The 18269-nt window shown below is 34.4% G+C and carries 14 protein-coding genes; 3 read left to right on the plus strand and 11 right to left on the minus strand.

Annotated elements, in window-relative coordinates; translation table 11 throughout:
* Positions 1-57: 57 nt before the first annotated feature.
* The 3 genes from J2X17_RS09540 to J2X17_RS09550 form a co-directional block, all read right to left on the minus strand.
* The gene (locus J2X17_RS09540) at positions 58-2295 is read right to left on the minus strand and encodes a cation:proton antiporter domain-containing protein (RefSeq protein ID WP_310296889.1); all 2238 of its coding nucleotides are present in this window, start codon (positions 2293-2295) and stop codon (positions 58-60) included.
* A 308-nt stretch (positions 2296-2603) separates the two neighbouring features.
* Positions 2604-3950, minus strand: a complete 1347-nt coding sequence (gene purB / locus J2X17_RS09545; protein WP_310296891.1) for an adenylosuccinate lyase — start codon at positions 3948-3950, stop codon at positions 2604-2606.
* A 160-nt stretch (positions 3951-4110) separates the two neighbouring features.
* Positions 4111-4821, minus strand: a complete 711-nt coding sequence (locus tag J2X17_RS09550) for an SIR2 family NAD-dependent protein deacylase (protein WP_310296894.1) — start codon at positions 4819-4821, stop codon at positions 4111-4113.
* A gap of 101 nt (positions 4822-4922) precedes the next feature.
* On the opposite strand from J2X17_RS09550, the gene J2X17_RS09555 reads away from it, so the two are divergent.
* Together J2X17_RS09555 and J2X17_RS09560 are read left to right on the plus strand one after the other, a co-directional pair.
* Positions 4923-5294, plus strand: a complete 372-nt coding sequence (locus J2X17_RS09555) for a hypothetical protein (RefSeq protein ID WP_310296897.1) — start codon at positions 4923-4925, stop codon at positions 5292-5294.
* Positions 5295-5358: 64 nt separating this feature from the next.
* Positions 5359-6021 (plus strand): TrmH family RNA methyltransferase, encoded by a 663-nt coding sequence (locus J2X17_RS09560; RefSeq protein WP_310296899.1) that lies wholly within the window; start codon positions 5359-5361, stop codon positions 6019-6021.
* A gap of 196 nt (positions 6022-6217) precedes the next feature.
* Here the strand turns inward: J2X17_RS09560 and J2X17_RS09565 are convergent, their stop codons facing one another.
* The 7 genes from J2X17_RS09565 to J2X17_RS09595 all read right to left on the minus strand — a co-directional run bounded on the left by J2X17_RS09565 (position 6218) and on the right by J2X17_RS09595 (position 16428).
* Entirely contained in the window at positions 6218-7813 is a 1596-nt protein-coding gene (locus tag J2X17_RS09565) for a PepSY domain-containing protein (protein ID WP_310296902.1), read from the minus strand.
* 177 nt (positions 7814-7990) lie between these two features.
* Positions 7991-10150: a TonB-dependent receptor gene (locus tag J2X17_RS09570; protein WP_310296905.1), complete on the minus strand. Its 2160-nt coding sequence runs from the start codon at positions 10148-10150 to the stop codon at positions 7991-7993.
* Positions 10151-10252: 102 nt separating this feature from the next.
* Positions 10253-10597, minus strand: a complete 345-nt coding sequence (locus J2X17_RS09575; protein ID WP_310296907.1) for a hypothetical protein — start codon at positions 10595-10597, stop codon at positions 10253-10255.
* A 588-nt stretch (positions 10598-11185) separates the two neighbouring features.
* Positions 11186-14527, minus strand: a complete 3342-nt coding sequence (secA, locus tag J2X17_RS09580) for a preprotein translocase subunit SecA (protein WP_310296909.1) — start codon at positions 14525-14527, stop codon at positions 11186-11188.
* 87 nt (positions 14528-14614) lie between these two features.
* Positions 14615-14836 carry a DUF2795 domain-containing protein gene (locus J2X17_RS09585; RefSeq protein ID WP_007138072.1) on the minus strand — a complete coding sequence of 74 codons (222 nt, stop codon included), beginning with the start codon at positions 14834-14836 and terminating at the stop codon, positions 14615-14617.
* A gap of 238 nt (positions 14837-15074) precedes the next feature.
* Positions 15075-15644: a cob(I)yrinic acid a,c-diamide adenosyltransferase gene (locus tag J2X17_RS09590; protein ID WP_310296912.1), complete on the minus strand. Its 570-nt coding sequence runs from the start codon at positions 15642-15644 to the stop codon at positions 15075-15077.
* A 97-nt stretch (positions 15645-15741) separates the two neighbouring features.
* Positions 15742-16428: an ABC transporter ATP-binding protein gene (locus J2X17_RS09595; protein WP_310296914.1), complete on the minus strand. Its 687-nt coding sequence runs from the start codon at positions 16426-16428 to the stop codon at positions 15742-15744.
* Between the two features lie 292 nt (positions 16429-16720).
* Between J2X17_RS09595 and J2X17_RS09600 the strand changes: the two genes are divergently transcribed.
* Positions 16721-17380, plus strand: coding sequence for a hypothetical protein (locus J2X17_RS09600; RefSeq protein ID WP_310296917.1), 660 nt, complete (start codon positions 16721-16723; stop codon positions 17378-17380).
* Between the two features lie 54 nt (positions 17381-17434).
* Here J2X17_RS09600 and J2X17_RS09605 read toward each other — a convergent pair whose 3' ends face one another.
* Positions 17435-18226: an O-methyltransferase gene (locus J2X17_RS09605; RefSeq protein ID WP_310296919.1), complete on the minus strand. Its 792-nt coding sequence runs from the start codon at positions 18224-18226 to the stop codon at positions 17435-17437.
* Positions 18227-18269 lie beyond the last annotated feature (43 nt).

Consider the following 18269-nt stretch of genomic DNA (forward strand, 5'->3'; position numbering starts at 1 on the left):
TCTTAAAGAGAGGTAAAACCTCAGAACCTTAGAATCTTAGTCCCTTAGAGCCTTTTCCTAAGTTCTCTTCATCAACTCACTCATTCTTTTTTTATCTCCTACCACCCAGATAATATCGTTTTTTCCTAAGATGATATTCGATTCAGGATTTAAGATTCGATTTCCGTTTCGTTCAATTCCAACAACCATTCCGCCGGTTTTTCCTCTAAACTGACCAATGCTTTTATCGATGAATTCTTCTTGAGAAACTTCTAGTTGGCGTAATACAATCTCAGATTCTTCTACTGTTTTTGGAGCTTCAACTTCGTTCTGATTTAAATATTTAGAAAATTCAGTCACTTGTGCATCAGTACCAATTACACAAACTTCATCGCCAGGAAATAAACGTTCGTTTTTAGTAGGGATAGCGATTGTAACATCACCACGTTTTATATAAGCAATATTAATTCCGAGTTCCTCACGGATTCGTAATTCTTCTAATGTTTTTCCAGCCAGATTCGATTCTCTTCCAATATCAAAAAACGACATATGACCGTCCCAAGGCATTAAATTGGCGTAACGTCTGTCCATTTTTTTGTTTTCACGATCGTTTAGATTTTTCAAAAAGTGACTTTCAATTCTATGGTATTGTTCGTTTAGTTTTTTCGGAAAAATCTGATACACCGCAATCGCAATAATCAAAGCAACAAACGCAACCAAAGGCGAGAAGAAAATATTCAGTAAAAATCCAATAAAAAACAACCCCAATCCCATTCTTATCAAAATTAGCATCAAAAGTGCGCCACGATATTTTCGTTCTTCCCAAAGTAATTCTACTTCTTCATCGGCAACGCGTCGTAATGATAGCGCCCATAAAAACGGAGCAATAATTATCAAGGTTATAAGTGCTGCCAATGTATTTCCAAATCTTGTCTCAGCCACTAGCGGTGCAACAAATTTTGCTGATAACAAAATAACCGCCGTTATAATAATGGTATGTAGTATAATTTGAATGATATACGCATTTAGCACTTTTTGCCAAATACTTACTGATTTTATAGCTTGTGCATTCACGCTATAACGATTAATGTTTTTAACCCATTTTTTAGGTAATTTTCGCTCCAGAAAATTAGAAAAAGGAATGGCGTATTTTACCATAAACGGCGTTGTAAATGTTGTAATGGCAGAAACCGCAACGACAACCGGATATAAAAATGAACTCGTTACATTCAGCGTCATTCCCAGAGTTGCAATAATAAACGAGAACTCTCCAATTTGCGACAAACTCATTCCCGTTTGCACCGATTGTTTTAAAGGCTGTCCCGCAAGCAGTGCCCCAATTGTCGAACTTATAGATTGTCCCACAATAGTGACAAGCGTTAAAATTGCAACTGGAAGCGCATGCGTATAAAGCATTTTTGGGTCTATTAGCATTCCGACAGAAACAAAGAAAATCGCCCCAAATAAATCTTTTACGGGTTTTATTAAATGCTCGATGTGTTCCGCCTGTGTAGTTTCGGCAATAATAGAACCCATTATAAAAGCGCCTAAAGCGGGTGAAAATCCAACATTTGAAGCAAGGCTAACCATCATTAAACAAAGTGCTAACGAAATAATTAACAGCATTTCATCTGTCAATAAATGTTTTGTCTTTTTTAAAATCGTCGGGATAAAAAAGATTCCGCCAACAAACCAGGCAGTCAAAAAGAAAATCAGTTTTAAAACCGACATCATCAATTCGCTTCCTGAAAATTGCTGGCTTACCGCAATCGTCGAAAGTAAAACCATCATTAAAATCGCTACAATGTCCTGAACAATAAGCGATCCGATAACAATTCCGGCAAACTTTTGCGCCTTAACACCCAATTCATCAAACGTTTTTAAAATAATTGTAGTAGAGGAGATCGATAAAATCACGCCAAGAAAAATACTATCCATCGATTTCCAGCCCATCCATTGCCCGACCAGATACCCAATAATGACCATGGTAATAATTTGGGTAATCGCCGTAATCGAGGCCGTACCGCCGACTTTCATTAATTTCTTAAAACTAAATTCGAGTCCCAAACTGAACAAAAGAATAATCACACCAATCTCAGCCCAGACTTCCACACTTTTCATTTCGGTGATCGAAGGGAAAAAATCAAAATGATTTCCTGCCAAAAAACCAGCAATCAAATACCCTAAAACCAAAGGCTGTTTCATTTTTTTAAATAATAAAACAGCAATTCCGGCAGTGATCAGGATTAATCCCAAATCACTAATTAAAGGTCTCAAATGGTGTGTAGTTTCTGCAGCAGCGTATAAGGCAATCATAAAGAGGAGTTTTTTGTTCAGGAGCTAATCCAGCTTTCCATTGCAAGCTTTTATTCAAAAAACATATTTTTAAAGCAGTTACAGGAGCTTCTGAAATTTATCCCGACACTTCGGGAGTCGCTCTGTACCCGCAAAAAAATATAGTTTTTTTCACAAAAGGCTTTCCATTACAAATGAAATTCACTGAACTCCTATAAAAATAAAAGTTAAGTGAAGTAATCTGAGCTAATTTCCCAATCGGGTTTACAAGCAATAAAAAAAGCTATCGTTAAAGATAGCTTTTTTTGAGAAAATATTTTAGGGTTTCTTTAAATTCCTGTGAAATTTGCAGGTGTTATCTGCATTAATTCTTCTTTAATAGCGTCAGAAACTTCTAAAGTCGCAATAAAATTATGAATAGCTTTTTTGTCAATTGCTTCATTCGTTCTTGTCAAACCTTTCAAAGCTTCGTACGGATTTGGATATGCCTCACGACGTAAAATTGTCTGAATAGCCTCAGCAACAACTGCCCAGTTTTTTTCTAAATCTTCAGCAAATTTTGATTCGTTTAATAACAATTTGTTTAAACCTTTCAATGTCGCTTCAAAAGCAATAATAGTATGTCCGATTGGAACTCCAATATTACGTAAAACAGTACTGTCAGTTAAATCACGCTGTAATCTTGAAATTGGCAATTTAGCTGCTAAATGTTCAAAAATAGCATTTGCAATTCCTAAATTTCCTTCAGAGTTTTCAAAATCAATTGGGTTAACTTTATGAGGCATCGCAGATGATCCAATTTCGCCCGCTTTGATTTTTTGTTTAAAATATTCCATTGATACATACGTCCAGATATCACGGTCTAAATCGATGATGATATTGTTGATTCTTTTTAAAGCATCAAAAAATGCAGCAAAATGATCGTAGTGTTCAATTTGAGTTGTTGGAAAAGAGTGGTGTAAACCAAGATCAGTTTCAACAAACTTAGTTCCGAATTGTTTCCAGTCGATTTGTGGGTATGCTACGTGATGTGCATTGTAGTTTCCGGTTGCACCACCAAATTTAGCCGCAAACGGAATGTTGAACAACAAACGCATTTGCTCTTCTAAACGCTCTACAAATACCAAAATTTCTTTACCCAAACGAGTAGGAGAAGCCGGTTGTCCGTGTGTACGGGCTAGCATCGGGATGTCTTTCCATTCTACACTTAATTCTTTTAATTTAGAAATTAAAGTAATTAAAGATGGCATATAAACTTTCTCAAAAGCTTCTTTTGTAGAAAGCGGAATAGCGGTATTATTAATATCCTGAGATGTTAATCCGAAGTGAATGAACTCTTTGTATTGAGATAAGCCTAATTTTTCAAAAGCGTCTTTGATAAAGTACTCCACCGCTTTTACGTCGTGGTTGGTTACTTTTTCAGTTTCTTTAATCCAAAGCGCATCTTCAGTAGAGAAATTTTTATAAATGTCTCTTAAACTGTCAAATAAATTTGAATTTACAGCTGCAAGCTGTGGCAAAGGCACTTCGCATAAAGCAATAAAGTACTCGATTTCAACCAATACACGGTATTTGATTAAAGCTTCTTCAGAGAAAAAAGGGGCTAATGAAAGGGTTTTGCTTCTATATCTTCCGTCGATTGGTGATATAGCATTCAATTCGTTTAAAGTAGTCATTGTTTATGTTGTTTTTCGAAAGGCACAAATATAAACAGAATTTGCGGATTTACTAGACAAAGATCAAACACTAATTTCACTAATTGTCACGAAAAATGCCCTTACATTACTGTGAACAACATTAGTACATTCTAGTATTCAATTTTGTGAGATACTAAAATTAGTGTAAATCCGTGAAATTAGTGTTTGATTTTAATCGTTCTCGTAATTCCGCAACTCCCTCTGAAGCAATTTTAGCAATAATTTCCACTTTATTTTTAATATTCGGAATTGCAATTGGCTTTGGATCAATATAAAAAACGGGTGTAATGCTGTAAGTATAGGATATCAGTCCAGCGGCAGGATATACTTGCAATGACGTTCCAATCACCGCAAAATAATCGGCAGTTTCTGTAATTTCAATTGCTTCTTCAAGAGCGGGAACATCTTCGCCAAACCAGACAATATGTGGTCGCAATTGATGTCCGTTTTCATCCAGATCTCCAGTATATAAATCTTCGGTCCAATCGAGGATATGATTTCTATCTTGAACACTTCGCACTTTTAGTAATTCGCCATGCAAATGCAAAACTTTTGTGCTGCCTGCACGTTCATGCAAATCGTCCACATTTTGAGTAATAATATGAACATCGAAATCTTTTTCCAACTCGGCTAAAATCTTGTGTCCTAAATTGGGTTCTACTTCTTTTAATTGCTGACGTCTTTTGTTATAAAAATCTAAAACCAATTCTTGATTTTTACGCCAGCCTTCAGGAGTTGCTACTTCCATGACATCGTGTCCTTCCCACAAACCATCGCTGTCACGAAATGTTTTAATGCCGCTTTCGGCACTGATTCCGGCTCCGGTTAAAACGACTAATTTCTTTTTCATTTTATAAAATTTTAATTCTTTATGGAATATACAGCGAAATTAATTGACATATTAAATGGAAGATATGGTTTTTTCTTACTTTTATATTCTAATTTTATCAAATGAAAAAGCTGTTTTTATTATTGCTGTTTTTAATGAGCACGATTCTTTTTGCTCAAACCAAAAATAAAAATTTATTTTGTGCTGATAGTACAATAACGTCTTTTTCATTTTTGAAAGCAGCACCATCTTCCAGTATTGATTACAAAAAACTGCTTAATTTAACAGTAGCATATTCGATTTATAATCCAAAACCCGGATTTGAACCAACGAAGATAAAATCACAGCACTATTATTCTTTAGCCAATACTAATAAATTACTTAAAAGGGAAATGAGCAATATAGAACCTGAACCAATTTTCCCTGATCAGGAGAAACAGAAATCATTTGGACAAGCAATTTTTGAAGGTGTTCTGGATTCTCTTTTGGATTAAAAAATAAAAATAAAGCAATCAATACATTTCTTTAAAATGTATTTTTGCGACAAATAACACTAAAATGATTGATTTAGATTACCTTGCTTTTCTTGAAAATATACTGACTGATAATCGTAAAGAGAAATTCCTAAAAGTTCTCGGAAACCGCACCAAACATTTTACAATAGTGGTGGAGGATATTTTTCAGATGCATAACACAAGCGCTGTAATGCGTAGTTGTGAGGTTTTTGGAATTCAGGAATTAAATGTTATCGAGCAGCGATATGGAAAACGAATCGATAAAGAAATTGCGATGGGAGCCCAAAAATGGGTTGATATCAATAAATTTGATTCGGTTACGAATTGTATTTCCACTTTAAAAAATCAGGGTTATCAAATTATTGCGACCTCACCTCATGAAAATGATTGTTTGATGGAAGATTTCGATATTACGAAACCGAGCGCCTTGTTCTTCGGAACAGAAAGAGACGGTTTGTCTGAGGAAATTCTGGAAAAAGCAGATGGTTTCCTGAAAATACCGATGGTTGGTTTTACCGAGAGTTTGAATATTTCAGTTTCTGCGGCAATCATCATCCAAAACCTTACGAACAGATTGCGAAATTCTGATGTCAAATGGCAATTATCAGACGAAGAAATTCTCGAAAAACGTTTGGCTTGGGCTAAGAATTCAATTAAAGATATTAAACGAATCGAAGCGCGTTATTTTGAGGAAAATCCTAGATAACATTTGTTTGTCAGGTTGAGCGAAGTCGAAATCCTATCTATAATTTTTAATCTCGCAAAGCCGCAAAGTCGCAAAGTTTTTATTTCACGCTGATTCTGCAGATTTAGGCAGATTTAATTTTAATAACGATCTGCTTAAATCATTTTAAATCTGCGTGAAACAAAATAAAACTTTGCGACTTTGCGAGATTTTTTCTTTACTTTCTTAAAAACAAAATAAATCCTAAAATACTAACAATCAAAATAGTCAAAGCAGCCAAAACCATTGTTAGATCACGAATATTTTTTCCTGCCCAATCCATGAATAAAAATTTGTGGAAAATCGCAAACGAATACCCTTCAACCATATCTGAATTTTTAACAACAGCAGCTAGTCTTGAAGTTCCAGTTTCAATGAAATAAGTTGTTTTTTGTGGAGTGTCGTACGCCAATTTTACAACAGGCAATCTTTTGTTTACAAAACCATATTCTCTGCTATTGAAATCAGTTAAGACTTTTGATTCTAATAATTTGGTATCTTCCAATGCAATTTTTGGTTCGTCAGAGCTTTCAGCCATTTCGCAGCAAGCGGCTTTTGGAGCGCCATCTGTAAAATAATAAGCCAGAAACTCGGCATATTGAAGATCTATGTTAGGTGTGATTTTATTCGTTACGGCGTTGATATAAATCACTTCTGATTTTTTATCATCTTTTTTATTCCATTTCGAATTTGAATCGGTTTTTGGAGTTTTAAACTTTTCTTTTTCCAATAACTGGCAGCGGAAATAAGTCGTATCATTCAAAGAGATAATGCTTGCATTTTGAAAACGTGTCCAGTCTAAATCTAAAGCATTATTTTGTATCGGAATTTCTTTCGTTTCAAAAGTTGGTTCGTAAACCATTTGCGATAAAGTGTACGGAGTCCATTTTGTGGTGGCATGATAAGCACCGCTAAAAGCAAATGTCAAAGTGAAAAGTGATACCCAAATCCCAATTTGGCGGTGGTATTTTCTAAGTCCTTTTTTAGGTGCTAAATTATCAGTTTTTTTGAATTGCTTCCAAAGTAAACCATAAATAAGAATACCGCTCAGGGCAGAAAATCCAATAATAGATAACAAGAAAATCATCGTAATAATTCGGATACTATTATTCGTAATCGCATCTACAAACGACCAATTATGAAAAGTATCGAAAAACCAAATAAACCATTGTCTTGAAGTAGGATTGTAAGTCGCTAATTTGCTGGAAGAAGTTTCTACATAAACTTCCATAGTGTCCGGGCGATCAAAACTCAGTTTGTAAACGGGTAAATAACGATTTACATATTTGTATTGTGAAGTGAATTCGGTAACAATTTCGCTCTTTTTGACAGCACTTTTTTGATCATCTAAAAAATAACGCGCAAGCCATTCCGCATATTTTTGATCTCCGTTTTCAAGTTTTTTTGCGTTTGAAGTATCAAAATATAATAAATCACCTTTGATGTTTTTTACCTGATAAAAAGTAGCGTTGTCAAAAGAAACGATTCTGAAATTTTTGAATTCGCTGATGTTGTTTTTTTTCAAAACTTCCTGAATCGAAAAATGCAATTGGCTTTTGTCTATAATTGGCTGTTCCAGTTTTTCATGGGCAATTTCGGGTTTGAAAAAGTGCGCCATAAAAGGATGCATCAAACCAGATAATGTCCAGAAGATTACCGGAATAATCGTAACTAAGCCAATAACACGATGCCATTTGTACATGTGCTGCTTGATTTTCTTGACAAACTTTGAATCTTTCTTTTTAGACTTTTTCTGTTTTATTTCTTTGCTCATTGTTAGGTTTTTTAGCCCCGATAGAGCCGATATCTTTTTTATGGCTTTTTCTGCCATAAAAAGATAAAGGCGAAAGCGGGATTAGCTTCTAATAATTATTATTTTATTCTGCCACAGATTAAAGGATTAAAATGATTTTTGTTAATCTGTGTTAATCTGTTAATCTGTGGCAAAAACTTATTTTTTTAATGAAAAATTATATTGTATTCCGAATACAAAAGTTCTGGGAGCAGCTGCCGTATATGTTGGCTGCGCGTTTGCTGTATTGGCTCTCGTAACATTATAAGCATATAATTTGTCGGTTAAATTGAGTACGTTTCCGTAGACTTCAATTCCTTTCCATTGATAACCAATTCGGGCATTGAAAATATTGTAACCATCATATTTTACGGTATTAATCTGATCTTGATAATAACTTCCAACAAGTTGCCATTCGATAGAAGTTCTTAGATTTGGAAGCCAGTTTGGATAATAACTCAACTCCGAATTTCCGGACCATTTTGGCGCTGATGGCATTTCTTTTCCGTTTAAATCCTGAACCGGATCAGATGGTTTGTCTGAAAGTTTAAAATCGATGTAAGTGTGCTGTGCGTAAGTTCCGCCAAGACGAAAGTTAATTTGTTTTGAAGGGCGATATGTCGCTCCAAACTCAATTCCTTTATGACGCGTTTCTCCAGCTGAGCGATAATCTGTGGAATTATCCGCAAGTTTGATATTTAAAAGTTCGTTTTTTCCTTCCATATAATAGAAAGCGTAGTCGAAATTTAATTTATTTTGAAGTAAAGAAAGCCATCCACCAACTTCGTAATTATTGAAAGTAGCTGGTTCTAAATTATAATAGAAATCTGCAGGAACGTCGGTTGTTCCGCCTGTTCCGGGTTTTGTTCTGAAAATCGAGGTAATTCCCGGAGGTGCAAATCCTTGTGAATAATTTCCGTAAAAACCAGCAAATTCAAACGGATTGTAGTTTGCACCGGCTTTAAAAGTCATTTTGTCGTAAACTTTACTTCCGGTAGAATTGTCTAAAGCATTATCGTAATTGACTTTCATGTTGTCATAACGTCCGCCAACTGTGACTACTAATTTTTCTATCGGGTTAAAACTCAATTGCGCATAACCTGCCGTGTTGAAAATATCTGCAGTGTAATCTGCTAATTTTGAATCCGGATGTTCAGCAATAATTTCATAAGAATCTACCGTTTGTTGTCCCGGTACTCCCGGATTTAAATTGGCTTTCAAATCGATTACATATGCCCAATACGTAACTGGAGAATAATCATATAAAGCTCCGGCAACCAGTTTGGTGTTTAAAAAATCGAATTTTTGAGTATGCTGCCCGATAGCGCCATAACTTTTAAAATTATTCGAATTAACTTCGCCTGTTGCTGTTGTTGGATTGACGGTTGGACTCCATTTAATTCCGTAAGAAGGATTTTGACCTAATTTATTGTCACGTAAATAAGCCGTAATATAACTGCTTGAATTACTGTTCCAATCGTGTTCTAATGTTAATCTAGTTCGTAAAGCATCGGATTTTCTATAGGTAAAATCTGAAGTGCTTTTGTAAGTTCTGTTGTTAAATGCTTCTTCGTTAACAGTTCCACTCATGTCTGAATAATATTTTCCATACATGGTGTTGCTGATTAATCTGGTTGAAGTTGAGATGTTGTAATCTATTCTCGCATTTAGATTATCCTTATTGTAATCAGAGTAAGTCATCCAGCCATTTTCCTGTAAACTTGAAATTCCGGCAATATGAAAACCCACTTTTCCAATCGTCGCACCGCCTGCCGCCTGAAATCTTCTGTAACCATAATTGTCGGCCTGAACTCCAAATTTAAATTCAGGATCAACAGGTGGTTTTACTGAAATTAAATTAATCGTTCCGCCAACAGCTTCCGGACCGTATAACGAAGAAACCGGACCTTTAACCACTTCAATACTTTGCAAATTATATTGGTTTATTTCCAGCAAAGCATTATGATTGAAGATGCCCATTGGTCGAATTGGCAAACCGTCTTCCAGATATAAATAATACGCATTGGTTGTCATTGGCTGACGAATCGACATCATGTGTTGTTCGTTTCCTAAATTAACCATCAAAACCCCCGGCGTTTTATTAATGATTTCGTAAACCGCAGTTGCTTTGGTTTCGTTAATGGTTTTTGCTGTTATCTTACTTATGGCAACGGGAGTTTCTTTTCGTAAAGTTGCAGTACGATTGGCAGTTATAAATACATTTTCAAGTTCCTGAGATTTTGTCGTATCCTTTTTTACCTCATTTTGAGCAAGAACACATTGCCCTACGATCAATAGGGTAAAGTATATTTTTTTCATTTTTAAATTATATAAATTCTAAAAAGTAACATGTCTTTCTTCCTGACGTTAATCCAGGAAAAAAATCTTCTCAATTATGAAATTGAAAAGTGCAGCTAAAATTTATATAAAATAGGATGGAGGGTGAAAAGTACTATTTGAAACCGATATTGGTTTTTCATCAAATGAAGCAAAAAGTTTTGCTGTAGATTCGATAGGAGTGACTAATTTGAAATTAGCTGCAGGCGTGTTTTGAACGTAAACAACTTCTGCTTTTTCTTTCAGGTTGTTTTGCATTTTCTTTTCGTTGTCGGCGTATTTCTTCAAACTTTTTTGAAGTTCGCATCGGCCGTTACAAGAATTAAAAACCATTTTTCGCTGTACACAGATGGTTTTTGAAATTTCTTCCTGATTTAATTTGAATGAGGTATAAACAAAGAAGCTGCCAAATGATGGCACTAAAAGCATACAGGAAAGAAATATGATTAAAATTCGCTTCAAAGCTTTGTTTGTTGTTTACGGTTGCAAAAGTACAGTTTATTCATTTTAGAAAGAATTTTTTTTTGAGTTTTCCAAAAAAGTTTCCAGTCTGAGTTTTCAGTCACAGATTTGAAGAAAGTGGTTAGGTACTTTGACAAAGAGTTGCTAACATTTTTTTGCCACTGATTTTCACAGATTAAAAAAGAGTTAGATGGAATTAAAAAAGATTAATTCTGTAAATCCTTGAATCTATGGCTTTATTTTTTTAACACATAGTAACATGATTTTTCTTTGTAGGTAAAGGCGTTTCACTTGTTTAAAAACACAGAGCTATGTGTGAAAATCTAGATTTTTTAAAAGTCATCTTTTTGAAAGTTTAAAATCTATGTATCTATGTGTTAAATTTTTTAAGCTGTGTTTTTTGCCACTGATTTTCACAGATTAAAAAAGAGTTAGATGGAATTGTAAACTCTAAACTATTTTAAAAGACAAAACCCGACAGGTTTTAAAACCTGTCGGGTTTGATGTATATAAATTTAGAATACCAGTCTGTAAACTGTGACTTAAAACTGCGACTTATTTAACAAGAACCCAAGCGCCAGAAGCGATTAAAATTTCTGCTTTTTTAAATTTCATTTCTTCAGTTTTACCTGTTGCAACTTCCTGAACTGTTACAGTATCATTACGGTTGATTTTAGGCATATCTCTCACAATTGTTTCAGTAACCTGACGTTGTTGTGTTTCTCCTGCTTCACGGTTGATGTCTTCACTGTTTGGAATTTCATCTTTGCTTAATTTGAAGTTTTCTTTTTGACGAACTTCTCTTGCTTCGTGAATTTCAGGAACGTTTTGAGCTGGTAAATCACCCTTGAACAAGAATGAGATAACTTCTTTATTAACGTTTTCTAACATTCCTCTAAACAAATTGAAAGCTTCTAATTTATAGATAAGCAATGGATCTTTTTGTTCGTGAACTGCTAATTGAACAGATTGTTTCAATTCGTCCATTTTACGTAAATGCTTTTTCCAAGCCTCATCAACAATAGAAAGTGTGATGTTTTTCTCGAAATCAGCAATTAACTGAGCACCTTCGCTGTCATATGCTTTTTTCAAATCAGTTACAACATTCAACGTTTTAATTCCGTCAGTAAATGGAACTACGATACGCTCAAAATGATTGTTTGGCTCTTCGTACACTCCTTTAATGATTGGAAAAGCTTCTCTTGCGCTTCTTTCTGTTTTCTCCGTATAGAAAGCTAGAGTTTCTTTGTATATTTTTCCTGTGATTTCGATATCAGTTAATTTCAGGAAATCAGCTTCTGAAATTGGAGATGTGATAGAGAAATAACGAATTAAATCAAATTCGAAATTTTTGAAATCGTTAACCGGTTTCGTTTGACTTACAATTAATTCGCAAGTATCATAAAGCATGTTTGCAATATCAAGTTTTAAACGCTCACCAAATAATGCGTGACGACGGCGTTTGTAAACTACTTCACGTTGCGAGTTCATAACGTCATCATATTCTAATAAACGTTTACGAACACCAAAGTTGTTTTCTTCTACTTTTTTCTGAGCACGTTCGATAGATTTAGTCATCATAGAATGCTGAATAACTTCACCTTCCTGTAATCCCATTCTGTCCATTACTTTGGCCACTCTTTCAGAACCAAATAAACGCATTAAGTTATCTTCAAGAGAAACGTAGAATTGAGAACTTCCCGGATCTCCCTGACGTCCTGCACGACCACGTAACTGTCTGTCTACACGACGAGAATCATGACGCTCTGTACCCACGATTGCTAAACCTCCTGCAGCCTTAACTTCTGGAGATAATTTAATATCGGTACCACGACCTGCCATGTTGGTTGCAATGGTTACAACTCCGGCTTTACCTGCTTCTTCTACAATTTGAGCCTCTTGTTTGTGCATTTTTGCATTCAAAACGTTGTGTGTAACGCCTCTCATTTTCAACATACGGCTTAATAATTCTGAAATCTCTACAGAAGTTGTTCCAATTAAAACTGGTCTTCCTGCTTTTGATAATTCAGTTACATCTTCAATTACAGCATTGAATTTTTCACGTGTTGTTTTGTAGATATAATCTTCTTTGTCCTGTCTTGCGATTGGACGGTTGGTTGGAATTTCAACAACATCCAATTTATAAATCTGCCATAACTCTCCAGCTTCTGTAACCGCTGTACCCGTCATACCACCTAATTTGCTATACATTCTGAAATAATTCTGTAATGTAACTGTTGCAAAAGTTTGTGTAGCAGCTTCGATTTTCACATTTTCTTTAGCTTCAATCGCCTGGTGTAAACCGTCAGAATAACGACGGCCATCCATGATACGACCTGTTTGCTCATCGACAATCATAATTTTGTTGTCCATGATCACATATTCTACATCTTTTTCAAATAAAGCATACGCTTTTAAAAGTTGAGTTAAAGTGTGGATACGCTCGCTTTTTACTCCAAAATCCTGGAATAATCTTTCTTTAGCTTCCGCTTCAGCGTCTTTGTCAAGTTTTTGTTTTTCGATGGCAGCAATTTCAGTTCCGATATCCGGAAGCACGAAAAAGTCTGAATCAGTATCTCCTGAAAGGTATTGGATACCGTTGTCAGTCAATTCAACCTGATTGTTTTTTTCTTCAATTACAAAATACAAAGCCTCATCAACTTTATGCATTTCGCGATTGTTATCCTGCATGTATTGATTTTCAGTTTTTTGAAGCAATTGTTTAACTCCTTCTTCACTTAAAAATTTAATTAATGCTTTGTTTTTAGGTAAACTTCTGTAAGCTCTTAACAATAAGAATCCACCTTCTTTAGTATTTCCTTCTTTGATTAATTTTTTAGCTTCTGCCAAGAAACCATTTGCTAACTGACGTTGTTGTGCAACTAAGTTTTCGATTTTTGGTTTCAATTCATTAAATTCATGACGATCTCCTTGTGGAACTGGTCCTGAAATAATAAGAGGTGTTCTTGCATCATCAATTAATACAGAATCGACCTCATCGACAATTGCATAATTGTGTTTTCTCTGCACTAAATCACCTGGCGAATGTGCCATGTTATCTCTTAAATAGTCAAAACCAAATTCGTTGTTGGTTCCGTAAGTAATATCAGCATCGTAAGCTTTTTTTCTTTGTTCTGTACTTGGCTGGTGATTATCAATACAATCAACAGTTAAACCGTGGAATTCGAATAACGGTGCTTTCCATGTACTATCACGTTTTGCTAAGTAGTCATTCACAGTTACTAAGTGAACACCATTTCCAGTCAAGGCATTTAAGTAAAGAGGAAGAGTAGCAACCAAAGTTTTACCTTCTCCTGTTTGCATTTCGGCAACTTTACCTTCATGTAAAACCATACCACCAATTAACTGAACATCATAATGAATCATGTCCCAGGTAATTTCTTTACCAGCGGCATTCCATTTATTTGCCCATGTTGCTTTATCACCTTCAATCGTAACGTATGTTTTTGTAGCTGAAAATTCGCGGTCTTTTGGAGTTGCAGTAACTTCAATAAAAGAATTGTCTTTAAAACGACGTGCTGTTTCCTTAACAACAGAAAATGCTTCCGGAAGAATTTCCAACAAAGTTTTTTCTGAAATTTCGTAAGCTTCTTTTTCAAGAGCGTCAATAGCATCATAAAGATCTTCTCTTTTATCGATGTCTTCGATGTTTTCTACTTCTGCTTTAAGCGAAGTAATTTTAGCATCTTTCTCAGCTCTTGCTTCTTTAATTCTTTCTTTAAAATATACGGTTCTAGCTCTTAATTCGTCGTGAGACAAACCCATTAAGCTGGTTTCGAATGTTTTAATTTTGTTTAAATAGGGCTGTAATGCTTTGACATCTTTTTGTGACTTATCGCCTACAAAGACTTTTATGATACTGTTTATAAAACTCATGATTTGTTATATTTCTATTTTATGTAAATGTGTATTTGAACCAAAAAAAAAGCCTCTATGATGAGACTTTTTCCTTTGGTTTATTTTTTAATATTCATCCTCATTCCAAAGATAATCTTCGTCTGTTGGATAATCAGGCCAAATTTCTTCCATTGATTCATATATCTCCCCTTCGTCTTCGATTGACTGAAGGTTTTCTACTACTTCTAATGGAGCACCAGCTCTAATAGCGTAGTCAATAAGTTCGTCTTTGTTAGCAGGCCATGGGGCATCACTTAAATAAGATGCTAATTCTAATGTCCAATACATCTGTTATCTGTTTAGTTTGTGCAAAAATAAATTTTTTACTGAAAAAGACAAGTAAATTTTGATTTATTTTAATAAAATTTAAGAACGTCCTCTTGAAATTCCAAAAAATAAATTCCAAATTCCCAAAAAGGAACCTAAAATTGCCAAAATTGGGAAATTTCTATATTATTTAAATTCGCAGAATTTTTAATTTTTCCTTGGAATTTGGGATTTTAAAAAATTGGAATTTAAAGAAAATTTATTTCCTCGGAATCCATTTCACTTCCTCCGCGTTTAAGTCTGAGGACAACTTCCGTGCCAAGACAAAAAGGTAGTCAGAAAGTCGGTTTAAGTACTTGATTGCTATTTCAGGAACGTGCTCATTATGGCTTAAATGTACTGCTAAACGCTCGGCACGACGACAAACACAGCGTGCGATATGACAATATGACACAGTTTGATGACCTCCTGGTAAAACGAAATGAGTCATTGGCGGAAGGCTTTCTTCCATTTTGTCTATTTCGTTTTCTAATAGTTCAATATCAGAATCAATTATACCCAGATTTTTCAATCTAAGCTCACCATTTTTTAAAACTTCTTTTTCTGCCGGAGTTGCCAAAATGGCGCCAACGGTAAAAAGACGATCCTGAATTTCGATTAAAATGGTTTTATAATGAGAATCAATTTCCTGATCGCGAATAAGACCTATATAAGAGTTCAATTCGTCAACAGTTCCATAACTGTCAATACGAATATGGTCTTTAGGAACGCGCGTACCTCCAAAAAGAGCTGTTGTTCCTTTATCTCCGGTTTTTGTATATACCTTCATTGTTATTTTAGATTGTAGATTTATGATTTTAGATTAAATACTGGAATCTAAATTTAAGATTTACAAAAATCTAAAATCTAAAATCAGAAATCTAAAATTATTTAGTAGTGTCACTTTCAATTAAACCGTCTCGCAAACGAATTACACGATGTGCATAGGCGGCAATGTCTTCTTCGTGTGTTACCAAAATTACGGTGTTTCCCTGAGCATGTATGTCTCCAAAGAGTTTCATAATCTCTACAGAAGTTTTACTGTCTAAGTTTCCAGTTGGTTCATCGGCCAAAATAATAGAAGGTTTGTTAACCAAAGCGCGGGCAATGGCAACACGCTGGCGTTGTCCTCCGGAAAGCTGATTCGGCTGGTGATCCATTCTGTCCGCAAGATTTACTTGTTTCAGAACTTCTACTGCACGTTCGTTTCGATCTGATTTAGAATATCCGGCGTAAATCATTGGTAACGCAACATTATCTAAAGCAGTGGTTCTTGGCAAAAGATTGAAAGTCTGAAATACAAAACCTATTTCTTTATTTCTAATTCCCGCCAATTCATCGTCTTTCATTTGGCTGACATCTTTTCCGTTTAAAACGTAATGACCGGATGTTGGCGTATCCAAACAACCTAATAAATTCATTAAAGTCGATTTTCCGGATCCTGATGGACCCATTAAAGCTACATATTCTCCCTTGTTGATTTCTAAATCTATTCCTTTTAAGACATACACGATTTCATTACCAAGTACAAAATTTCGTTTAATGTCGGTTATTTTAATTAATGGATTTGCCATTTCGTTTTACAATTTTGGTTTTAAAAGTACAAAACACTTTTCAATAATCATGAGTAGCCTGTAATTGGTTTTTGTTACAAAAACATCTTTTGGTTTACAGGCCTATTAAATAATGAGCATATATTTTTTGAATTAATTATACTTTTTTTGATTTATTTTATAAAATTATCATTATTCCACGAATTTTACATGTTTAAAATCTTTTTAATATTAAAAACATGGTAATGATGTAATTTTTGATATTAGGTTATTAGATACATTTGTTAATGTATTAATTAAACAATCAATAATTATGAAAAACATACAATTATTATCAGGAATTGCATTAATTGCATTAAGCTTTACATCGTGTAAGGACGAAAAACAAGAAAAAGCTCAAAAGACAATTGACTCTTATGTAACCTATGTCGATTCAGTGAAAAATGTAAATGCTGACAACTTAAAAGAAAATTGGAAAGATGTCGAAGCAGAATATGACAGACGAGCAGAAAACGCTCAGTTAGCTTTGGCAGATATTAAAGACAATACTGCTGAAACTGAAAAAATTAATGCAAGTAAAATTAAGTACGAGGAATTTAAAAACGAAATGACAGCCGCTTTTACCCCACCAGCTCCAAGTCCTAAACAACAATTGCGTAACGCTTTGTTTGGTGAAGGAAAAATTGGAGACGATATGAGTTTTTCATGGGTAAACGCTCAAAATATTCATAGTGTTTACCAACAATTTGTTCATACAGTTGAAGATCACAAAGATAGTTATTCTCGTGAAGACTGGGATGAAATCAAATTATTGTATGAAGCACTTGACAGCCGAAAAAATACAGTTGAAAAAGAAGGTTTGTCTGGTGAAGACAATAGAAAAATTGCTGGTTTAAAAATGAAGTTTGCTCCAATGTATACTGTTAACAGAATGGGAGCTAAATCTGAAGAAAACAAAGAAGCTAAAAAATAATTAAGCAAAATTGAATTAGTAAAAAAAAGACAATCAGAAATGATTGTCTTTTTTTTATGCTCTAATTATAAAATGTTCTTTTTCCTGTTCGTATCTGAAGAAAACGAATCCCCATTGAAAAGTATCAATTGTAACTTTTACTTTCGGGTGATTTTTAATGATTTTCCAAGCCTCTTCCATTTCTAAAGACCAATGGATGTCATCAAAAATCCAAACAGTATCGTTATCAATCGTTGGTAATAAAAGTTCAAAATAGGCCAAAGTTGCTTTTTTCGAATGATTGCCGTCGAAGTAGATTAGATCAAAGTTCTCAGTCTCAGTTTTAAGTCTCAGTTGAATGTCCTGGAAATATTTTTCAAATTCTGTGACGATTGAATTTACATTGTTGAAATTGAATTTTTGCAATTGCAATTGACATTGATTCGCAGTTTCCGGACAACCTTCTAACGTAATTACTTTTGCTCTGGGATTTCCTAAAGCAAGGGCAGAAGTAGCTAATCCTAATGAGGTTCCAATTTCAAGAATGTTTTTTGGTTCAAAGTAATTCGTTACACGGAATAATAATTCGGCACGTTTTTCAGAAATACCAGCCGTTTTGGCAATTTTAGCAATCTGCCTTTTATTCGATTTAAAAACTTTGGAGCCCGCGCCAAAATCGGTTACTTCAATGAAATTTTTGTTTTTAAGTAATGATTTTCTATAGTTTTTTAGGATAGCATATTCTGGTTTAGACTTTTTATCGTAAAAACATTTAGTCAGTAAACTAAAAACAAATGGCGAATGTACTCCATGTTCATTTTTGGAGTTCCAAAGAAATTTTAAATATGATTTAATCTGAAATAGCATAGTCTTATTTACAAGAGAGCGCGAAGATACGAATCAGAAATTG

Source organism: Flavobacterium aquidurense, from assembly GCF_031458035.1.
GTDB classification, from domain to species: Bacteria; Bacteroidota; Bacteroidia; order Flavobacteriales; family Flavobacteriaceae; genus Flavobacterium; species Flavobacterium aquidurense_C.